Annotated in this window: 19 protein-coding genes; 9 read left to right on the top strand and 10 right to left on the bottom strand. The window is 65.0% G+C overall.

Annotated elements, in window-relative coordinates; genetic code table 11:
• Positions 1-29: 29 nt before the first annotated feature.
• A complete protein-coding gene (locus tag ABLE88_RS15305; protein ID WP_348832543.1) occupies positions 30-1,139 on the bottom strand; it encodes a CapA family protein in 1,110 nt (369 codons plus the stop codon).
• 200 nt (positions 1,140-1,339) lie between these two features.
• Between ABLE88_RS15305 and ABLE88_RS15300 the strand changes: the two genes are divergently transcribed.
• The 3 genes from ABLE88_RS15300 to ABLE88_RS15290 all read left to right on the top strand — a co-directional run bounded on the left by ABLE88_RS15300 (position 1,340) and on the right by ABLE88_RS15290 (position 4,733).
• Positions 1,340-2,665, top strand: coding sequence for an MFS transporter (locus ABLE88_RS15300; RefSeq protein ID WP_348832542.1), 1,326 nt, complete (start codon positions 1,340-1,342; stop codon positions 2,663-2,665).
• Between the two features lie 71 nt (positions 2,666-2,736).
• Positions 2,737-3,429 (top strand): GntR family transcriptional regulator, encoded by a 693-nt coding sequence (locus tag ABLE88_RS15295; protein WP_348832541.1) that lies wholly within the window; start codon positions 2,737-2,739, stop codon positions 3,427-3,429.
• A gap of 569 nt (positions 3,430-3,998) precedes the next feature.
• Positions 3,999-4,733, top strand: a complete 735-nt coding sequence (locus ABLE88_RS15290; protein ID WP_348832540.1) for an isochorismatase family protein — start codon at positions 3,999-4,001, stop codon at positions 4,731-4,733.
• Positions 4,734-4,849: 116 nt separating this feature from the next.
• Here ABLE88_RS15290 and ABLE88_RS15285 read toward each other — a convergent pair whose 3' ends face one another.
• The 8 genes from ABLE88_RS15285 to ABLE88_RS15250 form a co-directional block, all read right to left on the bottom strand.
• Positions 4,850-5,554 (bottom strand): cupin domain-containing protein, encoded by a 705-nt coding sequence (locus ABLE88_RS15285; protein ID WP_348832539.1) that lies wholly within the window; start codon positions 5,552-5,554, stop codon positions 4,850-4,852.
• Between the two features lie 295 nt (positions 5,555-5,849).
• Positions 5,850-6,818 carry a sugar ABC transporter substrate-binding protein gene (locus ABLE88_RS15280; RefSeq protein WP_348832538.1) on the bottom strand — a complete coding sequence of 323 codons (969 nt, stop codon included), beginning with the start codon at positions 6,816-6,818 and terminating at the stop codon, positions 5,850-5,852.
• 63 nt (positions 6,819-6,881) lie between these two features.
• Positions 6,882-7,799 (bottom strand): ABC transporter permease, encoded by a 918-nt coding sequence (locus ABLE88_RS15275; RefSeq protein WP_348832537.1) that lies wholly within the window; start codon positions 7,797-7,799, stop codon positions 6,882-6,884.
• A gap of 101 nt (positions 7,800-7,900) precedes the next feature.
• A complete protein-coding gene (locus tag ABLE88_RS15270; protein WP_348832536.1) occupies positions 7,901-9,622 on the bottom strand; it encodes a sugar ABC transporter ATP-binding protein in 1,722 nt (573 codons plus the stop codon).
• 75 nt (positions 9,623-9,697) lie between these two features.
• A complete protein-coding gene (locus tag ABLE88_RS15265; RefSeq protein WP_348832535.1) occupies positions 9,698-11,155 on the bottom strand; it encodes a porin in 1,458 nt (485 codons plus the stop codon).
• Positions 11,156-11,362: 207 nt separating this feature from the next.
• A complete protein-coding gene (locus tag ABLE88_RS15260) occupies positions 11,363-11,788 on the bottom strand; it encodes a RidA family protein (protein ID WP_348832534.1) in 426 nt (141 codons plus the stop codon).
• Between the two features lie 21 nt (positions 11,789-11,809).
• Positions 11,810-12,889: a fumarylacetoacetate hydrolase family protein gene (locus tag ABLE88_RS15255; protein WP_348832533.1), complete on the bottom strand. Its 1,080-nt coding sequence runs from the start codon at positions 12,887-12,889 to the stop codon at positions 11,810-11,812.
• A complete protein-coding gene (locus ABLE88_RS15250) occupies positions 12,886-13,437 on the bottom strand; it encodes a cupin domain-containing protein (protein ID WP_348832532.1) in 552 nt (183 codons plus the stop codon). The genes ABLE88_RS15255 and ABLE88_RS15250 overlap by 4 nt, the downstream gene beginning before the upstream one ends.
• A gap of 239 nt (positions 13,438-13,676) precedes the next feature.
• On the opposite strand from ABLE88_RS15250, the gene ABLE88_RS15245 reads away from it, so the two are divergent.
• The 6 genes from ABLE88_RS15245 to ABLE88_RS15220 all read left to right on the top strand — a co-directional run bounded on the left by ABLE88_RS15245 (position 13,677) and on the right by ABLE88_RS15220 (position 18,691).
• Positions 13,677-14,690 carry a LysR substrate-binding domain-containing protein gene (locus ABLE88_RS15245; RefSeq protein ID WP_348832531.1) on the top strand — a complete coding sequence of 338 codons (1,014 nt, stop codon included), beginning with the start codon at positions 13,677-13,679 and terminating at the stop codon, positions 14,688-14,690.
• On the top strand, positions 14,687-15,061 hold the full coding sequence (locus ABLE88_RS15240; protein ID WP_348832530.1) for an NIPSNAP family protein: 375 nt from the start codon (positions 14,687-14,689) through the stop codon (positions 15,059-15,061). Before ABLE88_RS15245 ends, ABLE88_RS15240 begins: the two co-directional genes overlap by 4 nt.
• Before the next feature lie 10 nt (positions 15,062-15,071).
• Complete coding sequence (locus ABLE88_RS15235) at positions 15,072-15,965, top strand: LysR family transcriptional regulator (RefSeq protein ID WP_348832529.1); 894 nt, start codon at positions 15,072-15,074, stop codon at positions 15,963-15,965.
• Complete coding sequence (locus tag ABLE88_RS15230) at positions 15,962-16,282, top strand: hypothetical protein (protein ID WP_348832528.1); 321 nt, start codon at positions 15,962-15,964, stop codon at positions 16,280-16,282. Before ABLE88_RS15235 ends, ABLE88_RS15230 begins: the two co-directional genes overlap by 4 nt.
• Before the next feature lie 484 nt (positions 16,283-16,766).
• Entirely contained in the window at positions 16,767-18,002 is a 1,236-nt protein-coding gene (locus ABLE88_RS15225; protein ID WP_348832527.1) for an MFS transporter, read from the top strand.
• A 5-nt stretch (positions 18,003-18,007) separates the two neighbouring features.
• Positions 18,008-18,691 carry a DUF2848 domain-containing protein gene (locus ABLE88_RS15220; protein WP_348832526.1) on the top strand — a complete coding sequence of 228 codons (684 nt, stop codon included), beginning with the start codon at positions 18,008-18,010 and terminating at the stop codon, positions 18,689-18,691.
• A 76-nt stretch (positions 18,692-18,767) separates the two neighbouring features.
• On the opposite strand, the gene ABLE88_RS15215 is transcribed toward ABLE88_RS15220, so the two are convergent.
• Complete coding sequence (locus ABLE88_RS15215; RefSeq protein WP_348832525.1) at positions 18,768-19,691, bottom strand: LysR family transcriptional regulator; 924 nt, start codon at positions 19,689-19,691, stop codon at positions 18,768-18,770.
• Positions 19,692-19,928 lie beyond the last annotated feature (237 nt).

Raw genomic sequence — 19,928 nt, 5'->3', positions numbered from 1 at the left:
GATGCTGCTGGGTTCGGCGCACGGCCGCGTCAGGATGCGGCCGCATCGGGAATGGCGCCGGCTTGGGCAATTCGCGCCACCGCCCGCGCGCCGTCGATCTCGATCTCGGTGCCCATGGTCCGCGACAGGCGGCGAAACCGATCGAGGGTCGGCCGCGCCGCCTCTTCGCTGGCGACGATGACCGGCATGCCCTGCGCATCGCATTCGGTGGCGCGAAACTCGATCGACCGGACGCCCGCCGGCCCGAACGCGATCCGGCTGACCAGCGACCAGGGATCGATCTGGGAGAAGATTTCCCGCTGGACCGGGGTCGCGTTCGCCCAGTCCTGCTGCGCGATGTGGTTGCCGAGGCTGTAGAGGATCGGCCGGCCCCGGTAGGTCTCAAGGCCGGCGGGGCTGTGGGGGTGATTGCCGAGGACGAGGTCGGCGCCGGCATCGATGATGGCGTGTCCCAGCGGGCGCTGATACTCCGCCTGCGGGTCGCCGCGGCCGTAGCCCCAATGGACGCTGACCACGAGATGATCGACGCTCGGTCGCAGCGTGCGGATGGCCTCCACGAGGCGCGCGACGTCCTCCGGCCGGACCCGGCTGCGCACGGCAAGCGGCGCTCCGGGCTCGGTCGCCAGCAGGATTGGGTGAAGTTCGGCCCACTGCTCCACCCGGAGCGGGGCGATGCCCGGACGCGCGTCGGTGGCGGCGTAGTCTGGCGGCAACAGGCACGAGACGGCGAGAAAGCCGATCCGGTGTCCGGCGGCCGTGATCACCTTCGGCGCCATCGCTTCGTCGATCGTGCGCCCACCACCGACCGGCGCGATGCCGGCTGCCCGCAGATGGTCGAGCGTCTCCAGGAACGCCGCGGGGCCGAAGTCGCAGGTGTGGTTGGTCGCGACCGTCATGATGCCGAAGCCGGCCCGCCCGAGATCGCCGGCGATGGCGGGATCGGCGAGGTAGGCGATGGGCGCGTCGGTCCGGTAGCCCTCGCGCGCGAACTGGACCTCGCAGGAGCCCCAGACAAGGTCCGACCGACGCAGGAATTCCAGTGTGTCGGCGTAGCCCCGGTGGAGCGCGCCCCCGGCGTCGAAAAGCCTGTGCCTGATGACGATGTCCCCCGCGGCAGCCAGTACCGGAAAGTCGCGCATTTTGATTTCCATACTTTTTTGATATTTTAATGATGCGCGTTGACGTGGCGCAGTCAATTGAAAAATTTCCGACCTCCGGCAGGCTAGCGCCTTCTAGCCGGTCTAGAACGGCCCTGAGTTGACTTTATGAAATTTTTTTGATGTTTTTATTTGGGGCGCGCAGACGCCTTCACGATCCAGCGACAGGTGGGGAGGGTAGAATGAGTAGCGTCGTGAGCACCGAGGCCGTGCCGACACGCGCGGCGGACGATCTGAGCCCGATCTACCGGAAGATCGCCTTTCGGCTCATCCCGATCCTTATGCTGCTTTGGGTCATGGCGTGGATCGATCGGGTCAATGTGAGCTTCGCCAAGCTCCAGATGATTGACGAGCTGCGCTTCAGCGATGCCGTCTACGGCCTGGGAGCAGGCATCTTCTTCATCGGCTACCTGCTCTTCGAGGTGCCGAGCAATCTTCTGCTCCAGAAGATCGGCGCGCGGCGCACGATCGCGCGGATCGCCATCGGCTGGGGCGTCACCTGCGCGCTGATGGCCCTCGTAACGACCCCGTTCACCTTCTATGCGCTCCGCTTTCTCCTCGGCGCGTTCGAGGCGGGCTACTTTCCCGGCGTCATTCTCTACCTCACGCTCTGGTTCCCCAGCGACCGGAGGGCCAAGGTCTTCGGCATCTTCATGTCCTCGGTGGCGCTGTCGGGTGTGTTCGGCGGGCCGCTTGCCGGGATCATCATGAGCGCGCTTCATGCCCACCAGGGACTGTCGGGATGGCAGTGGCTGTTCGTCCTCGAGGGGCTGCCGACGGTGCTGATCGGAATCTTCTGCCTGTTCTATCTCACCAACCGCCTAGAAGACGCGCACTGGCTCTCGTCGGAGGAGCGCGCCGCGATCGCCGCCGACCTTGAACGCGACCACGCCCGCCTTGGCGACCGGGAGAGCCATTTCCGGGCGGTGATCCGCGATCGTCGCCTGTGGACGTTCACGGCCATCTATTTTTGCGTGATCGTCGCCAATGCCACAGTCGCCTTCTGGGGGCCGACCATCATAAGCGGAGCGGGAGTAACCGATCTGCCGACCATCGGATGGATCGTTTCCGGAGCCTCGCTGCTCGGCTCCGCAACCATGATCCTCAACGGCTTCATCGCAGACCGCACCGGCCGCCCGCTCATCTTGAGCGTGCTTTCTCTTCTGGTCGCCAGCGTCGCGCTAGCGGCTATGGCCGCTAGCCTCCACAGCTCTGCGGCAGTCACGATCATCGCCTTTGCCTTCGCGCTTGCGGGGGCCTACGGGACGATCCCGGTGTTCTGGCAGATGCCCAACCGGCTCTTTGTCGGCACCGCAGCCGCGGGCGGAATCGCCGTCATCAATTCGTTCGGCAACCTGGGCGGCTTTCTCGCGCCCTATGGGCTCGGCCTTGTGGCGAGCGAGACCGGCGACATCGCCGGTGGCTTGTTCGTGGTCAGCCTCGTCGTTGTCGTGGCCGTCCTGGGAATTATTATCGCCCGGCGATTTTTCGCCCCGGGCACCGTATGATCGGTCGGAATCGCCGCGCATGCCCCGATGTCGTCGGCTGCGCTCCGCCGAGGATGCAGTCGGATCGATCGATGAACGAGAGCAGGGCCGAAGCCAAACTTTCCCTCGGAGAGCGGGTCTACGAGGATTTGCGGGTGGCCATCACGCTCGGCGAGATCCCGCAGGGGCAGGTGTTCAACGAGGCCGATCTCATCGCGCGCTACAAGGTCAGCACCTCGCCGCTGCGAGAGGCGCTGACCCGGCTCCGCCAGGACGGACTGGTCAAGGTCATCCCGCGGCGGGGCTACGCGGTTGTTGAACTCACGCTGCGCGATTTCCACGAATTGGTGCAGATGCGCATGATCACCGAGGGGGCCGCCGCGGAATTGGCGGCCCCGCGGATCACCGACCAGCATGTGACCGAGATGCGGCGCCTGTCGTCGGCCTCCCTCGTGGTCGGCGATGCCCAGAGCTACAGGAACTTCATGCGCGCCAACCAGGCGTTTCACGAATTGATTTCAGCCGTCGCCGACAACACCCGTCTCCTGAGGGCGACAACGCAGACCTTCGACGAGATCCAAAGGGTGTTGTTTGCTGGGCTGGGCGAGAACGAGGTTGACGATCTCAGGCACGATCACGACGACATCATCGCGGCACTCGCAAGACGGGATGGCCCGGCGGCTCGCAGGGCGGTGATCGAGCATATCAAGCTGTCGCGCGATCGGGTCGTGCAGAGGATGCTGCGGCGGGACCGCCCATTGGAGGATCTGCGCCTGATGCCGTGAGGCCGGATGGAGGCGCGGAGGCGCTGCGCGAGACGGTGGAGCGCAAGGCCATGCGCCCTTGCGCCTCTTTGCGCAGGACCGGCGCGGTTGCCCGAGGTCTGGGTTTCGCCGCCGCGAGGGCGACCGCCTCCCCGCTGGAAGGCCGTGGGCAGCGCAATTTGTCTATTGGTCATTTGCGGCGGCGGCGAGCGAGGCGAGCCCCTGGGCCGCCGGTTCGGTGCCAGCCTCCGCGTCGGGACCGCGGAGGCGCCCGGCTGGATCAGGACCGTTGCCGGTCTGCGCGGAAACTCGGTGCGCCGCCTCGCAGGAATTGGCTGGTCGTTCACCTTCGCCGCAACCTCCCTCGACCGCGGAGGCCGCGCGCGACATCGGGAAATCCACCGCGTGATGAATCCTGAAGATGCCCCTCCCAGAATGGACGCTTGGCATTTTCTTCTCTCAGTGAAGAGAGAATTCAGAGTTTCAGGAACTACCGTATTCGCACATGCAATATATTATCAAGTTTAGTTCCGGTTGGCCCCCGATCTGTGGACAACATGGGAGCGATCAAACTATGGAGAAACGATGCCATGAAACGAGCGCTTGTTGCAGCCTCGATGTTTGCTCTTGCGTGCGCCAGTGATGCCGGACTGGCGTTTGCGCAGGCGCCGGCCGAAAATTCGCCCCGGAGCGGCTACCTGGAGCCGCTGTCGGCCGAAAACAGCGTCCTGATACTCGTCGATTTGCAAGAGATGTTCGGCCTTACCATCAGTTCGATCAATCAGACCAATCTGGTCAACAACGCGGTCGGCATTGCCAAGGCGGCTGAGGTCTTCGGCGTGCCGACCATCTTGGCTACGGCCAGTGCAAAATCTTTCGCGGGGCCATTCTTTCCTCAGGTCACCGCGGCCCGGAAAGACCTGAATATCTATGATCGTACGGCCATCAATCTTTGGAACGACGGCCGTGTGGTGGAGGAAGTTCGCCGCACCGGCCGGAAAAAGATCGTCATCGGCGGCCTGTGGACGGCCAGCTGCGTGATGCTGCCGGCCCTTTCCGCGCTGGCAGACGGTTATCAGGTCTATGTTCTCACCGACGTTTCTGCGGATATCGATCCGGCTACCCATGAGCATGCAATCCAGCGCCTCATCCAGGCGGGAGCGACTCCTGTCAGCTGGATCGCCCTCATGCTCGAATGGCAGCGCGATTGGGTGCGGAAGCAGACTGCGGTGCAGGTGATCGATATCGGCAAGCGCTACGGCGGCGCATGGGGCATGGCAGCGACCTATGCGAGCGACATGAAGGTGGGCGCGGACAGCAAATAGTCGGCCCGGGGAATTGAGCCCGCTTCGCCGAAGGCGGGCGAAAGCTGTCCGGCTCGCGTTGCGAGCCGGACATTTGCTTGCTTTCCACATGCAGGCTGAGCGGCGCCGTCGCCCGCTTAGAAGGTCGGAGGGGTATTGATCCAAAGCACGATGGCGTCGCTGGGCCCCGGATTGAAGAACGAATGCGAAATCTCCGAGCGGAAGCAGAAGGAATCGCCTTTGCCGAGAACGTGAGTCTGATTTTCGATGGTAAGCTCGATGAAGCCCTCGATGACAAAGCCTGCCTCTTCCCCCACATGGGAATAGTCCCCGGCGGATCCGTGTCCGGCCGTAATGGTTAGAAGGCTGCCTTGGAGCATGCGCTCGGCGGCGTGAGGGATGATCTGTTCGATCCGAACGCCCGGCTTTGGGAGGCCGAGATAGTCGAGCGCCACTTCTTTTCTGTCCCCTGCCCGCACCACCATGCAGCCTTCCGTCTCGGAGCCCGACAGGAACGACGCCATCGACGTGCCGAGGCCCGCAACCAGCTTGTGAAGGACGGAAAGAGAGGGCAACAGCCGACCGTTCTCGATTCGGGACACGAGGCTTGGCGAGCAGTCGGCGCACGCCGCCAAGCCGGCGAGGGTCAAGCCCTGAGCCCGCCGCATGGTCTGCAGCCGTCGTCCGATCCGCATGGTCTCGAGCCCCGGCTCCGCGACGACCGCCGATGCGCGCGCCGCAGCTTTCTGGGCCTCAGCCGCGGGCTCGGCACGGCGGCCCTGGCGGCGGGTTCCCCTCGTCTTGACCGGCGCCCCCGCCTTCGCTCTCGTTCCCGTTGTCATGCCTGTCAAAGACCTTGAGTTGGTTTCCGAGCCGCCTCTCCCTGGGCGGCGGCGCTGCCCGCTTCGGGAAGGAGCGGGCTTGGGTCACACCCTTAGAGCACGTTCCGGCCAGATTGCATCGCAACCCGATCGGAACGTGCGCTATCAATGATCGCGAGTCTCAGTCACCAATCAGGTTGATTCAACCGCGTCGGATCAGATTCTTGGCGGTTCACCTTGGCTTTGGGGCACCCGCAAGACCGGATGACGCGCACCAGCCGCGAGAAACACGCTGGCCGGACTCGCAGACGGTCCCTCACGGCCGCCATCCCTTGGGCGGCTGGAGCGTGCTCTTGTCCACGGAATCCAGGTTCGCCGGAGTCACGTCCACGAGGGGCACGTTGATGACCTTCGGGTCGGGCTTGATGCCCTTGATGAGGTCCCGGACGGTGCGCACCTCCGTTCGGCCGATGAGCACCGACTGCTGCGCGACGACAAAATCCGCACAGCCGGCGCGCATCATCTCCTCCGCCTCGTCGCCGAGCACGGCGAAGATCACCTTGATCTTGCCGCATCGGCCGGAGCTGCGAGCCGCGCGGGCGGCGCCCACGCCATAAACGTCGTCGGCTCCATAGATCAGGTCGAGGTCGGGATTGCGTTGGAGGATTTCGTTGGCTCGGGTGAGAGAGGTCGCCGCATCCTGCTCGCTGGCGATTTCCGCGACGATCCTGAGCCCGGATCCTGCGATGTCGTCCTTGAAACAGCGTAGCCGTTCGGTCGCCCAGAACGAGCCCGCCGGTCCGGCGAGAATGCCGATCTTTCCGCCTGAAGGCAGCAGCTTCTTGGCGCCCGCCGCGAGCTCTCGGCCGATATTGCAATGGCTGGAGGAGACAGCCGCGTCCGGCTCGACGCCCCGGGCGATCACATTCACGCCCGCTCCCACAAGGAAAACGCCGGCGGCCCGGGCCTGCATGGCGACGCCGGTCATGGCGGCCGGATCGTTCGGGTCGATCAGGATCGCCTTGACGCCTTTGACGACCAGGTTGGAAATCTGGTCGAGCTGCCTGTCGATATTGCTGTATCCGCCGGCGTCCTGAACGATGACGGTGAAGCCCTCCTTCTTCGCCTCATCCAGGATCCCATACAGCTCCGCCGTCGGATATGGCCCCTTCAGGTTCGGCTTTGAGAGGCCGATAAGTTGCGCAGTGTCCTTTGCCGAGGCGATGCCTGCGACGCCCAGTGCCAGCAGGCAGACGGCAGCTGTCCATGTGCGGGTCGGTCTCATGCGGTTCCTCCTCCGTCTGGTTGGTTGTTTGGTAACGCTCATATGTGGACAGAGACGGAGTGATCAGTTGCCGGACAGCCGTCTCATGTTCGCCTGATCGAGAGCGACCGCTACAATCAGTGCGAGGCCAATGATCATCATCTGCGTGTAAGAGGAGATGTTGAGGAGGTTCAGCCCGTTGGCCAGAATGCTGATGAAAGTGACGCCGACGGCGACGTTGACCACAGATCCGCGGCCTCCCGCGAGCGAGACCCCGCCCAGCACGACCGCCGCGATGGATTCCAGCGGCAGCGTCGCGCCAAGTGTGGGCTGACCGGAGGCGACGCGCGCGGTAAGGATGATGGAGCCTATGGCCGCCGCGAGCCCGCAGAAGGCATAAGCGACGATCCGGATCTTCTCCACCGGGATGCCCGATAGTCGAGCCGCTTCCTCGTTGCCTCCCACGGCCCGGAGATGGCGGCCGAACTTGGTGGTTCGCAGCGTCACCTCAGCGGCCAACAGCGTGACCGCAGCGATGACCACCGGCACGGGCAGGCCCAGAACGGACTGGTAGGCGATAAGGCTGAACTCGGGCGGAAGGCCGAGAATGGGCACGCCCCCGGCAAGGTTGAGCGCCAATCCCGACATCACGGAGAGCGTGGCGAGGGTGGCGATGAAGGGCGAAACCCGCAAGCGCGTGATGATGAAGCCATTGAGGAGGCCGACGCTCGCGCCGCAGGCGAGGGCGGCCGCGATCCCGGCCGCAATTCCGTACTCGCGCATGACGAACGCAGAGACCACGCTGGTCAGCGCCACGACGGAGCCGACGGAGAGGTCGAGCCCGGCCGTGAGGATGACGAATGTCTGCCCGAACGCCACCGCGGCGAGGCCGGCGGCTGCCACGCCGATATTCCGGAAATTCTGGCCGCTGAGGAAGACCTCCGACGAGGCGGCAAAGAACGCGATCATCGCCACGGTGACGAGCGGAAGCACCAGCTCCATGCCTCGCCCCCGAAGGCTCGCCAGCAGGCTTGTCCGCCGGGTTCCCAGCCTCATGCCATCTCCCGCCATTTCTCGGTATGTATGCATCGTTCCGCTCAGGTCTATTGGTGGGTTCCGGCCTCTGCAGCATGGCCTTTGAATGCCGCCGCAAGAATGCGCTGCTCGTCGAATTCCTCGCATGCAAGCTCGTCTTCAATCCGGCCGGCAGAGACGACGAGCATGCGGTGGCACAGGTGCATGAGCTCGGAGATTTCCGACGACACCACGATGATGGCCGCGCCCTGCGCCGCGAGTTCCTGGATCTGCCGGTAGATCTCGGCCTTCGCGCCCACATCGATGCCGCGGGTCGGCTCGTCGAAGATGAAGACGTCCGCCTTCGACAGCATCCATTTGCCAATGACGATCTTCTGCTGGTTGCCACCCGAATTGGTGCGGACCGCCCGGGCGAGCTGGCCGCGGAACTGGAGGCGGCGGGCGATGTCCTCGGCCGCCTGCCGCGCCGTTCGCCAAGAAACGATGCCGGCCGTGCAATAGTCGCCGAGCGAAGCCATCAGCAGGTTTTCGTGCCCCGAAAGACTGGTGACGAGGCCTTGGTCCTTGCGGTCCTCGGGGATATAGGCGATGCCGCTGCGGATCGCGTCGGATGGCTTGCGGATCGCCAGGCGTCGCCCGCCTTTCTCGATCTGCCCGGCGTCGCGCCGGTCCGCGCCGAAGATGGCGCGCATGATCTCCGTACGCCCTGCGCCAATGAGCCCCGCGAAGCCGAGCACCTCTCCGGCCCGCACCTCGAAGCTGATGTTCTCGAACAGGCCGCTTCTGCGCAGCCCGCTGATCTTGAGCGCCGGCGCGCCGATCTTGGCATTGCGGGGCGGGAACAGTTCGCCGAGCGGCCGGCCCACCATCATCTCGATCAGGTCCATTGAACCACCGAAGGCGCTGGTCGGACGGGTTCCGATCAGGACGCCGCCCCGCAGCACGGTGACGCGATCGGCCAGCTCCAGGATCTCGTTCAGGCGGTGGGAGACATAGAGGATGCTGGTGCCTTCGGCGCGCAGGCGACGCAGGATCGCGAGCAGCAGATCCGCCTCCTTGCCGGAGAGGGAAGCCGTCGGCTCGTCGAGGATGATGACGGGCGCCTTCAGGGCGAGCGCGCGGGCAATTTCCACGATCTGCTTCTGGCCGGTGGACAGCGCGCCAGCCCGGGTGCGGGGGCTGATTTCCTTCTCGCAGCCGAGCCCGGCGAGGGCGTCCCGCGCCAGGGCCTCGGCCGCGCGCCGGTCGTAGATCTGGCGGCCCGGCCCGGTGGCGGGCTCGTTGCCGAGCACGATGTTCTCGGCCACCGTCATGCTGGGGACGATGGCGAGCTCCTGGAAGATGGTGACGATGCCGCGGCTTCGCGCCTCCCGCGGCGATGCGAAGGAGACCGGCGTGCCGTTCACGGCAATGCTGCCCGCGTCGGGCTGCGTCGCACCGGACAGGATGCGAATGAGGGTGGACTTGCCGGCGCCGTTCTCTCCCACCAGGGCGTGCACCTCGCCAGGCCGCAAATCGATATCGACGCCCCGCAGCGCCTGCACGCCGGGATAGGACTTTCCAACGCCTCGCACGGTGAGGAGGCTGGGCGCGTCAGCCGACACCGGCTTCTGGATCATGATGTCTCCCCTCCAGGATCTGCTCAGTCTTCGTTCCGCGCCGCCAGAAGCGGCGCGAGAGATCTTAGCGACCTGCCGAACGCCGCCCGGCCCGCCCCTTAGGGCTGGATAGGCCCAAATCCAATCGCCCGGGGCGCTGCGATTTGGGCCGTGAATCCGTCTCTGTTCCACAGGCCGGAGAGGCCGTTGCGACCCTCGAGACGGTGCCGCATCGGCTTCGAAGACGCAATTCCGCATGGGATGTGGCTAGAAGCTCCTTTGAACACGGAAGCCGCCCGACCACGTGTCCACTGACCCTCCCATCAGGGAGCCGATCTGGCTTCCCGAGCCGCTGACCGCGGCATAATTCCCAAGTGGAATGGATCCGTCGAGCTTCGTATACAAAATCTCCGCGCCGATCTCGAGGTTCCTGACGGGGGACCAGATGGTATTGAGCCCCACCTGCCACAGGCTGAAATCGGACGCCGCGACGATATTGGCGGGGACATCGTAGCTGACATAGCCCGCATATATTGTCGACCGCAGGACGGGGATCCAATAATGCCGCAACTGACCAGACAATGACCAGCCAGATGTCAAAGCATAGTCGCCGAGCAGGTTGGTCGCAACGGCGTCCGCGACCGTGTAAAAGGCTCCCGAACCGGAAAGCTGGGCGCCGATCTGGGTGAGGTTGATGAGACCCAACCCCTGGGCCAGCCCCTGCGAACTGCCCGAAAGGCCAAGATAGGCCGCCGCGCCGCTGGCGTAGCCGGCTTGGAGGAACAGGCTGTCCCCGTTGGCCAGCGCCGGAAGCCTAATCTCCGCCCCGGCGCCAACGGCCCATCCCCAAGCACCGGATGATGCAAGGCCGGGAACGTAGCCGGCATAGAGGGGATCTTCGACCTTGACCTGGTGAACCGCACCGGAAAGAAGGGCCGAACCCCAGGATTGATCGAGACGAATATTGCCGACAAGGTCGGGAAGGTCCTGCCCGGCCTGATAGCTTGCGTAGCCCAACCCGGTCGTGGTCGTGCTGATATTGTTCCATGCCTGCGGCGTCGAGCCCGCCATCTGGACGCCGGTCGTCCGATTGGCTGCATCTTCCAGCGAAAGAGTCGCCGACAATCCGTTGCCGAGCATCGCAGTGTAGGCGAGCGCGGTGGTCCACCTGCTCGAGCCGGCGATCGGAGTCGTATACATGTAATTCAGTCCGAGATCAAAAAATGACTGGACATAGCCAAATGTAAATCCGGAAAATTGAACAAACGCCCGCTCGAAATACAACGACGTGCCTGGATTGGAGCCGGGCGCCGTCTGTGTGTCCCAAGACATGCCCATGCGCACGTAAGAGCGAAGCGTGCCGTATTCGCTCTGGGTCCGGGCGTCCATGTCGAAGACGGCGCGGGTGCGGGTGAAGAGGTCGCCGTCATCGGCGTCCCGGAAGGGAAAGCCGATGGCGCCCGCTCCCGGTCCGTTGAACGCAGCGCCGGCGATCGGCGTAATCAACGGGGTGAATGTCGCGATCGAATTGATATAGGTATCAAATCGAACGTATCCGCCGATTTTGAGACAGGTATCCGTCCCAGGCACGTAGAAGTACCCGGCCCCATATGCTGAGCATATCTTAACATGCTCAGCCGGCTGGGCCTTGATGGGCAGATCCGCCCCCAACGCGGTCCCGCAAGATGCCGCGACGAGCGCGACAATCAAGGTCGTCCGTTTCATTTTTCTCCCCCGGTTGTATCGTTATTTATATCATGTGCTTCAGATGCCGATTTCCGGCACCATTCTCATGTAAATGCGAACGACTTTCTCTTCATCTATGGCAATCGCCATATGCTGACGGGGATCATCCTCAGTTCGCGCCCGTTTATTCCGCTTTCTTGCGGCCCGTCCTACGGCATTGTTTCCGGTCAGGGCTGGTTCCGGGCGTCACAGGGCGGACGGCAGCGCGGCGATCATGTCGAGCTCGATCCGGGCACCGGGGGCGCTGAGATTGTTCACCGCCACGAGCGTGCCGGCGGGGCGCCAGGAGCCGAAGTGCTCGGAGAGCACCTCGTACATTCCGTCCATGTCGCGCATGTCCGTGACGTATTTGGTGATCTTCACCACGTTGGCCCAGGTGAGGCTCCGCGCGTCCAGCACCTGCTTGATGTTCTCGAGCGCCATGCGGGTCTGCTCCTTGATGTCGTGCGGCAGGACGTGCTCCTCCGCCACGTGGGGATGCTGGTGGTAGAGCGGGGAGGCGGTGGCGCCCGCAATGAACAGCAGCCCGAAGCCCTCCCGCACTTCCACGGCCGGGGCATAGGGCATCTGATCGGCCTCGTCGGGCCTTGGGTGGACGGCCTGGATCTTCATGGAATCGCCTCCCCGCCTGCCTCAGCCCGCGGCCCGCGCGGCGCGCCAGCTCACCCGGTCCGCGCGCGGCGGGAGGATGCGGTTGCGCAGCACGCCAAGCCCCGCCGCTTCCAGCTCAACCACGTCACCCGCCTTGATCCACTTCTCAAGCTCGAAGCCGCAGCCATGATTGACCGTGCCCGAACCGAGCACGTCACCCACGTTCAGCGTCTCGTCCTGGGAGGTGTAGGAGATCATCTCCTCGAAGCTCCACTGCATGTCGCCCGGCGTGGACTGGGCCCAGACGTCGCCGTTCACCAGCACCCGCATGGGGGTGCGCAGCACATCCGGAAGCTCGTCGGGGGTGACGATCCAGGGACCGAGCCCCCAGGCGAAATCCTTGCCTTTGAACGGGCCGGTATTGTTGGCCATCTCGCCGCGCTGGGTGTCGCGCGCGGAAAAATCATTGAGCAAGGTGTAGCCGAGGATGTTGGCGCCGGCCTCCGCGGCATCCACGTTGCGCGCAGCCCGGCCCACCACGGCGGCGATCTCCAGCTCGAAGTCCAGCCGCTCGGTATAGCGAGGCCACTGCACGTCCTGGTCGTGCCCAACCAGCGACGTGGAATTGGCCTTGAAGGCAAACGGCCGTTCGTACCACTCGGGCGGCAGCTTCAGCCCCATCTTGCCGAAGGTGGACAGAAGATGGTCCTCGAAGGCCGCGAAATCCCGCAGGACCGGCACCTTGATCGGCGGCCGCAGCGTCACGTCCGCAAGCCGATGGGCGATGGCCTCCCCCCGGGGGCCGCGCAGCGCGCCGGCGCAGATCGCATCCCAATGGGTGGAAGCAAACGTCTCCACCTCGCGCGCGGGATCGAGCGCCGGGCCATAGAGCGAGGCCGTGGCGTGCAGCTCCGGGGGCAGGAAGGCGTCCGCGCGGAGCGAGGGGTTGGGCTTGCCGGTCGCCTCCGACATGGCGGCGAAGGCGGCGTTGGCATCCACGATCCAACCCGCCCCGTCCCGCGCGGCGGCGATGGCGGCATCGGCGCCGGTGTCGGTGATCACCAGGCCGAACCGGTCGATCGGACCCACCGGGGTTTCAATGCGAAAAGTCGCGAGCTTCATTTTGCCACCCTCGGAAGATCGACCTTGTCGTCGGCATCGGAGCCGGGGAAGGGCCCTTGCTTGATCTCGATGAGCCGGGTGCGGGGCTCCAGGAACTCCACCTCGTGACCTTCGGCCATGAGGAGCAGATCGTTGGGCTCGAGATAGACATCGCCGAGCGAGGTACCGGACGTCGTGAAAATGCCAACCCGCGCTTTGCCCCTCTGACAGACCAGGATCTGATGGCGCGTCGGCAGAGCCGGCAGGGGCGCGTTGGGCACGTGATAGTGCGGCAGCGTGGTGGCGCCGGGATGCCGCTCGAGCATGATGATCTGGAGCGGCCAGTCGTTGTCGGTCACGTGCGCTTTCGTGGTGCGTTCCAGCGACGGATCGGCGACCTTGTAGGCCTCCTGCACATGGCGGATCTCCGCCTCGGTCTCCATGAACGGCGGAAACCGGTCGAACGCGTCGAACTTGGCGCCGATGAAGATGGCGACGGTGCGACCATCGTCCGGCGCATGGAAGAAGCGCACGTGGTCGATCTTCTGGTCGGGGAGTGGACTTAGCATTTCTTGTTCCAGTTTGCTGCGGCGGACCCGATCGCCCGCCTGGGGCGACAGGCCTTCAGCACCGCATTGGCGGCTTCCAAGCTCGCATCGGATTCTCGATCCAGGAAGTCGGCAAAAGCGGGATATATCGTTCCGAAACTGAAACATCGTTGGCAGAGAAGCTGATACGCAAATTTCATATCAAATTTGCATCATAGGAATTTTTATGGCATCTGTTTTCCAGAAGCCGCGCCCCTTCCATGTCCCGTGAACCGCGCGCGGTCGCCAGGTCGGCCAACGATCGGCAGGGGGAGGAATTGATAGACCTCAATGATTATTGCTATTTTGTCCATGTCGTGGATAGCCAAGGCATCACGACCGCAAGCAAACTTCTCAAATTATCCAAGTCTACGCTGAGCCGAAGGATTGCCCAATTGGAGCTGCAGCTCGGCGCCTGCTTGATCCAACGCTCGTCCCGCACATTTCTCGTCAGCGAGCTCGGCTGGGAGTTTTATGGCCACGCCCGCACGATACTTCTCGAGGCCCAGGCGGCGGAGTGTGCCGTAAGAAATCGTCTCGCCGCGCCGAGCGGCACCTTGCGCATCGCCTGTTCGCCGCTGGCGTCGGCCTTGTGCCTGCACGCCGCGCTGCCCGACTTTCTCGCGCGCTTTCCCAAGGTGTGTGTGGAGCAGAGGACCCTGTCGCGCCTCGACGAAGTTGGCGTGCGGACTGCGGATGTCTCCTTCGTTGCCCACGATGCCCCGCTCGAGGATTCCAGCCTGATCCGGCGCCGCCTCAAGAGCGAGCCGCGCCACTTCTTCGCCGCCCCGGCCTACGCCTCACAGATCGAGCACGCGACGCGGCCTGAGGAGATTGCCGGCCACCCTTTATGCATACTCGCCGAAGGGCCGGCGCGGGTGCTCCTGGCGGATCACGAGGGCAAGCAAGGAATAGCGCTGGAACCCAAGTCCAGGCTGGTGAGCAGCGACCTCGGCACCGTCCTCTCATTGGTGCGCGGCGGCCCGGGCGTGGCGCTGCTCCCGGTCTCGTGCTGCGAGAGCGAGATCGCGCGCGGCGATCTGGTCCGGGTGCTGCCGGGCTGGACCTGCGCGCCGTTCGAGGTCAGCGCTCTGCTGCCTTCCAGCCGGGGCGTGCTGCCAGCGGTGCGGGCGCTGATCGACTTCATCGGCGGGCGCGTCGGCGCAGGATCGCGCCTCGGCGAGCGCCCACCGCTGCCATCGGTGGGCCGGCATCAGCAGGAGGAGGCCGAGTGATCTACGAACTGAGGTCCTATGAGTGCATGCCCGGGCGGCTGGCGAGCGTGCTCCAGCGGTTCGAACGGGATGCCCTGCCGTTGTGGCGTGAGGTCGGCATTCGCCCCGTGGGCTTCTGGACCACGGAAATTGGCGAGAGCGACCAAACCCTCCAATACATGCTGGCCTGGGAGAGCCTCGCGGAGCGCGAAGCCAAATGGGCGGCATTCGCGGCCGACCCGCGCTGGCGCGAGGTGAAGCGGCGAACCGAAATCGACGGTCCGCTCGTGTCGCGCATCCGCAACACACTCTTGAAGCCGGCGCTTGGCTTTGCGCCGGGACTGCCGGCGATCCCGCCCTCGATCACCCCCGACACGACCCCCCTCACGTGAAGAGCGAAAATTGGACCGCTTTGAAGCAATGAGATCGTTTCGCCGCGTGGTGGAGCGCGGCAGCTTTGGAAAGGCTGCCGACGATCTTGGACTTTCGCCGGCAGGGCTCAGCAAACAGATCCGTATCCTGGAAGATCATTTGGGCGTCATCCTTCTGAACCGCACGACTCGCAGCATGAGCCTTTCGGACGCTGGCGTCATTTATTACGGCGAATGCTGTCGGCTGCTGGACGAAATCGACGAGCTGGAAGAACGCCTCTCGAGCGAATCCGCCAATCTCAGAGGCCGGTTGCGGGTGAATGCGCCCTTGTCGTTCGCGCTTACGATGATCTCCCCCCTGATTCCAAAATTTCTGGCCCGATTTCCTGATCTAAAAATTGAGCTGACGCTCAATGACCAGTTGATTGATATGATCGGGGCGGGCTTTGATCTGTCCATCCGGATACGCGCTAAACTTGACGATTCCTCCCTCGTGGCGCGCCGCCTCATTGAGATTGAACAGATCATCTGTGCTTCGCCTCACTATATCGCCGCTCATGGGATGGTGACATCCTTTGATGACCTTTATCAGCACAATTGTTTGGCATACAGCTTGGCAGACTATCCGGGACACTGGCGTCCGAACGGGCCGGAAGGCGAAATGATGATCGAAATTCCGGCGCGGCTTTCCGTCAACAGCAGCCTCCTGCTGCGCGACATGCTGGTGGCCGGTCTTGGCATCGGCGCCCTTCCCTCCTTTCTGGCCAAACCACTCTTGGCGAGCGGCGCTCTCGTCGCGCTGCTCCCGCAGTACAAACTCCCGAGCCGTCACGTATTTGCGGTCTATCCAAGCGGCCGGCACCTGCAGCCCAAGGTTCGGGCCTTCATCGATCTTCTCGCCGAGGAGTTGCGCCACCGCGCGTGAACGATAAATCCGAAGAGCCCCGCACCTTCGCCAGGGCGCCACCGCGTATCCCGCGCAAGGGCATCTTCGCCTTCAGCCCCTCGCTCGTCCGCCAAGACCCCACATCGCGCGTTCTTCAACCACATCGATCGGATGCGCCTCTTGCCAAGCGCGAGGACGGCCGCCCGGACGACGCCCTCATTGCGCTCGATCTCACCGTCCCGCGCATCTGGATCAACGCAACCTGCGTCCTCGCCCCAGTCGACGCCCGGGCGAACTTCGCCTGTCAGGTCGGGGCAACGCCAGGTCTTGAACACCCCGTTCAAAAGACCGAATAGCCGCGCGCCCGGCGCCATTCCGCGCAACGCTGTGCGGCCGGCCTGCCGATCGATCCCCTCCAAGCATCGCCGTCGCGGATCGCGGCAATTCCCGGAACCCGAGAGGCTAAAGGCACGACCCCAAACCCATTCGTCGGGTCCGCTTAAAGGCGGTCGCGCCTGCCGCCGCGCCCCGCCCTCGCCGGCATCACCGGCGCGGACGGATAACAACCGGTTATATCTGATTGATCGCCCGAGCCGTTGCGCGGCTATCAACCGCATCACAGTCTTCCTGTGGGCCGAAAGCGAGGCCGCATCAAAGCGGAATCCTTCCCGGTCCGAGATTCTCCCGAACGCAGCGTGCATCCACAGGATCCGGACAGCCGAGGCGGGAGCAATAACCAGGGGACGAGCATCCATGACCACGACATCGGGCGTCTGTAACAGAAGCACCGCAATGGCGGCCGGCCCGTCGCACTCGAGTTCCCGTCTTGCAGCCGCAAGCATGATCGGGACCGCGCTCGAATGGTTCGAGTTCACGCTCTACAACACCATGGCGGCGCTGATCTTCAATCAGCTGTTCTTTCCGCAGTTCGACCCGCTCGCGGGCACCATCCTCGCTTTCTCCACCTACGCGGTGGGCTATCTCTCCCGCCCCATCGGAGGCTTCATCTTCGGACGCCTCGGCGACAAGCTCGGCCGGCGCGACGTGCTGATGCTCACCCTGGTGCTGATGGGCGCCTGCACCTTCGCCATTGGCCTCCTGCCCACCTATGCGACCCTCGGTGTGGGAGCCTCGCTGTTGCTGGTTGCGCTGCGCTTCATTCAGGGCGTCGCGCTTGGCGGCGAGTGGGCTGGCGCCGTGCTGCTGACGGCCGAGCAGGCGAGCGTCCGGCACCGCGGCTTCCAGGCGTCTTGGGCTCAGGTCGGCGCCATGGTGGGCATCTTCTCCGGGACGGCGATGCTGACCTTGTTCACGGCCTTCGTTTCCGACGAACGCTTCGTGGAATGGGGCTGGCGCGTGCCCTTCCTGCTGAGCTTCTTCGTGGTCGCCTTCGGCATTTGGCTTCGGCGCGGCGTACCGGAATCCGGCGCGTTCGAACAGATGTCGAAAGAGGGCGAAACCTCCGCGGCACCGGTCACCGAGGTCCTCACCGGCCACCTGCGCAGCCTGCTGATGGCTGCGGGATCGCGCATCGGCTCGGACGTGGTCTTCGGCTTCATGGTCGCTTTCTCCCTCACCTATCTCACCCAGTCGCTGGGCGTGAACCGGACGGTGGCGATCAGCGCGGTCATGATCGGTGTCGCCGCCAATGGCTTCGGCTGTCTCGCCTTCTCGGCCCTGTCAGACCGCATCGGGCGGCGGCCGGTCTATGTAACCGGGGCCATCGCCTCGGCCTTGTGGATCAACATTCTGTTCGTCCTGTTCGAGACCCGCGAGCCGCTGCTCATCATCGTCGCCGTCGCCGTCGCTCTGGTGTTCCACTCGGCCATGTACGGTCCGCAGGCCTCCTTCGTGGCGGAGCAGTTCGTCACCCGCGTGCGCTACACCGGCTGCTCGCTCGCCTACACGCTGGCCGGCGCGGTGGGGGGCGGTCTTGCGCCCCTCGTCTTCACCACGCTCTACCGCGAGTTCCCCGGCACGCTGCCGCTGAAGGCCTACATCTGGGCGACGCTTGCCATCACCATCGTGTCGGTGCTCGCAGCGCGGGAAACCGCGAACCGGCCCCTGAAGGACTGAAGGCCATGCTCGCCTTCAGGAAAATCCGCCGGACCGGCGAAGAAGATGTGCGCTTAACGGTCCGGGCGCTGGTGCTTGGGGGGCTCACGGGGACACCGGACTCGGTGGAACGGCATCTGGAGGAACTGGAGGCCATCGGCGTGCGTCGACCCGGCCGGGCGCCGGTGTTCTTCCGGCTGACGGCCAATCTCGCCACCCGGGCGGACAGCATTCAGGTGGTCGGCCCGCGCACCTCCGGCGAGGTGGAACCGGTGCTCGTCGCCCTGCCGGATGGCATCTGGCTCGGCGTCGGTTCGGACCATACGGACCGCGGCGCGGAAACCATCGATATCCCGCTGTCCAAGCAACTCTGCCCGAAGCCGATCGGCGAGGGGCTCTGGCCGCTGGAAGAGGTGGCGGATCACTGGGATCGTCTCGTGGTCCGCAGCTTCATCGAGGAGAGCGGGAGGCGCGTCGTCTATCAGGAGGACCGCCTCGCCGAGATGCTCCATCCGGACATCTTGCTGGCGAAGCTGGCCGAGGCGGTTGCGCCGCTGCCGCAGAATGGCCTGTTCATGTGCGGAACGCCGCCGGCGCTCGGTGGCATACGTCCCTCGCCGAGCTTCGAGGTGGAGCTTGTCGATCCCGTCCTCGATCGCCGGCTGAGCCACGCCTATCGGGTTGAGATGCTGGAAAACCCGCCGCTCTAGCCCCGGGGGCGCCTCGGTCCTTCGGCGCCCCCCTCGGCCGATCTCCCGGAGGTCGGCCGACGCCATTTCAGCGCCTTCAGCCCGCCATTGCGCCCACCCATCGGCGGCTGGTCACGAGGTCGCGCACCAGCGCCCGGATTTCGCGCACGACCGCGCGCGAGGAGAGCGAGAGCGGGTGCTGGGTGGATGTCGCCAGCAGAAGCGTGCGCGACAATTCCCCATCGGCCACCGGCCGCGCATCGAGCTTGCCCTCCTCGACGTCCCGCGCGACGGCATGGTGGGGCAGAATGGTGAGGCCGACGCCGGCCTCCGTCAGCCCTTTGAGGGTGAGGAGGGCATCGATCTCCAGCGGCACCTTCAGCGCCAGGCCCTTCGCCTGCGCCACCCCGTCCACCAGGAGGCGCAGGCCGTGGGCGCGGCTCGGCAGGATGAAGTCGCGGTCCACCACCTCGGCAAGGCCGAGCGCCGGCCCGTCGCCGAGCGATCCGCGCGCGCCGACGAGGTAGAGCCGTTCGGTGACGAGTTCGTCCGCCTCCAGATGCGTGGTCCGCGGCGCCCGGTAGAACAACGCCACGTCGATGCGCCCGGCGGCGAGCCATTCGTTCACATGGCCGCTGAAGGCTTCGAGCACTTTCAGCGAGATGCCCGGATGGCTGATGCGCAGGCGCTGCACCAGCGGCGAGACGAGGAAGTAGCTCTCGGTCGGCGGCACGCCCAGCGTCACCTGGCCCTCCGCCACGCCGCGCAGGTCGGAGACGTCGTTTCGCAGCCGCTGCAGATCGGCGAGGACCGCAGGAGCGCGGGTGGCGAGCATATGCCCGGCCTCGGTCAGCTCCATGCCGCGCCCGGTGCGGTAGAACAGGGCGGTGCCGAACTCATCCTCCAGCAACCGGATCTGCCGGCTGATGGCGGGTTGCGCGACCCCCAGCAGCACGGCGGCGCGCGAGACGCTGCCGGTCTCCGCGAGCGTCACGAAATACCGCAGCTGCCGCAGTTCCATGCCCCACCGTCCCCCACCGCCCACCCGCCCTTCCCGGGCGTGGCGCCGTTCCGTCCGGCTAAGGCCATGCGCGCCGCCGGGCGCCCTTCAAGAAAACGTATAACTGGTTGAATGCCAAGCCTTCTATCCACGCGTGGCCGCGGCCGATACCCCTTTGTCAGGATCGTGCCGCGTGCCGTCGCGGCCTGAGCCGGGAGCGCCGGTCAAAGCGCCCTCCGGTCTGCCGCCGGCGTTTCT

Source organism: Xanthobacter luteus (assembly GCF_040049235.1).
Taxonomy (GTDB): Bacteria; Pseudomonadota; Alphaproteobacteria; order Rhizobiales; family Xanthobacteraceae; genus Xanthobacter.
Note: the sequence above shows the minus strand (reverse complement) of the source record. Positions and strands in the feature narration are given on the sequence as shown.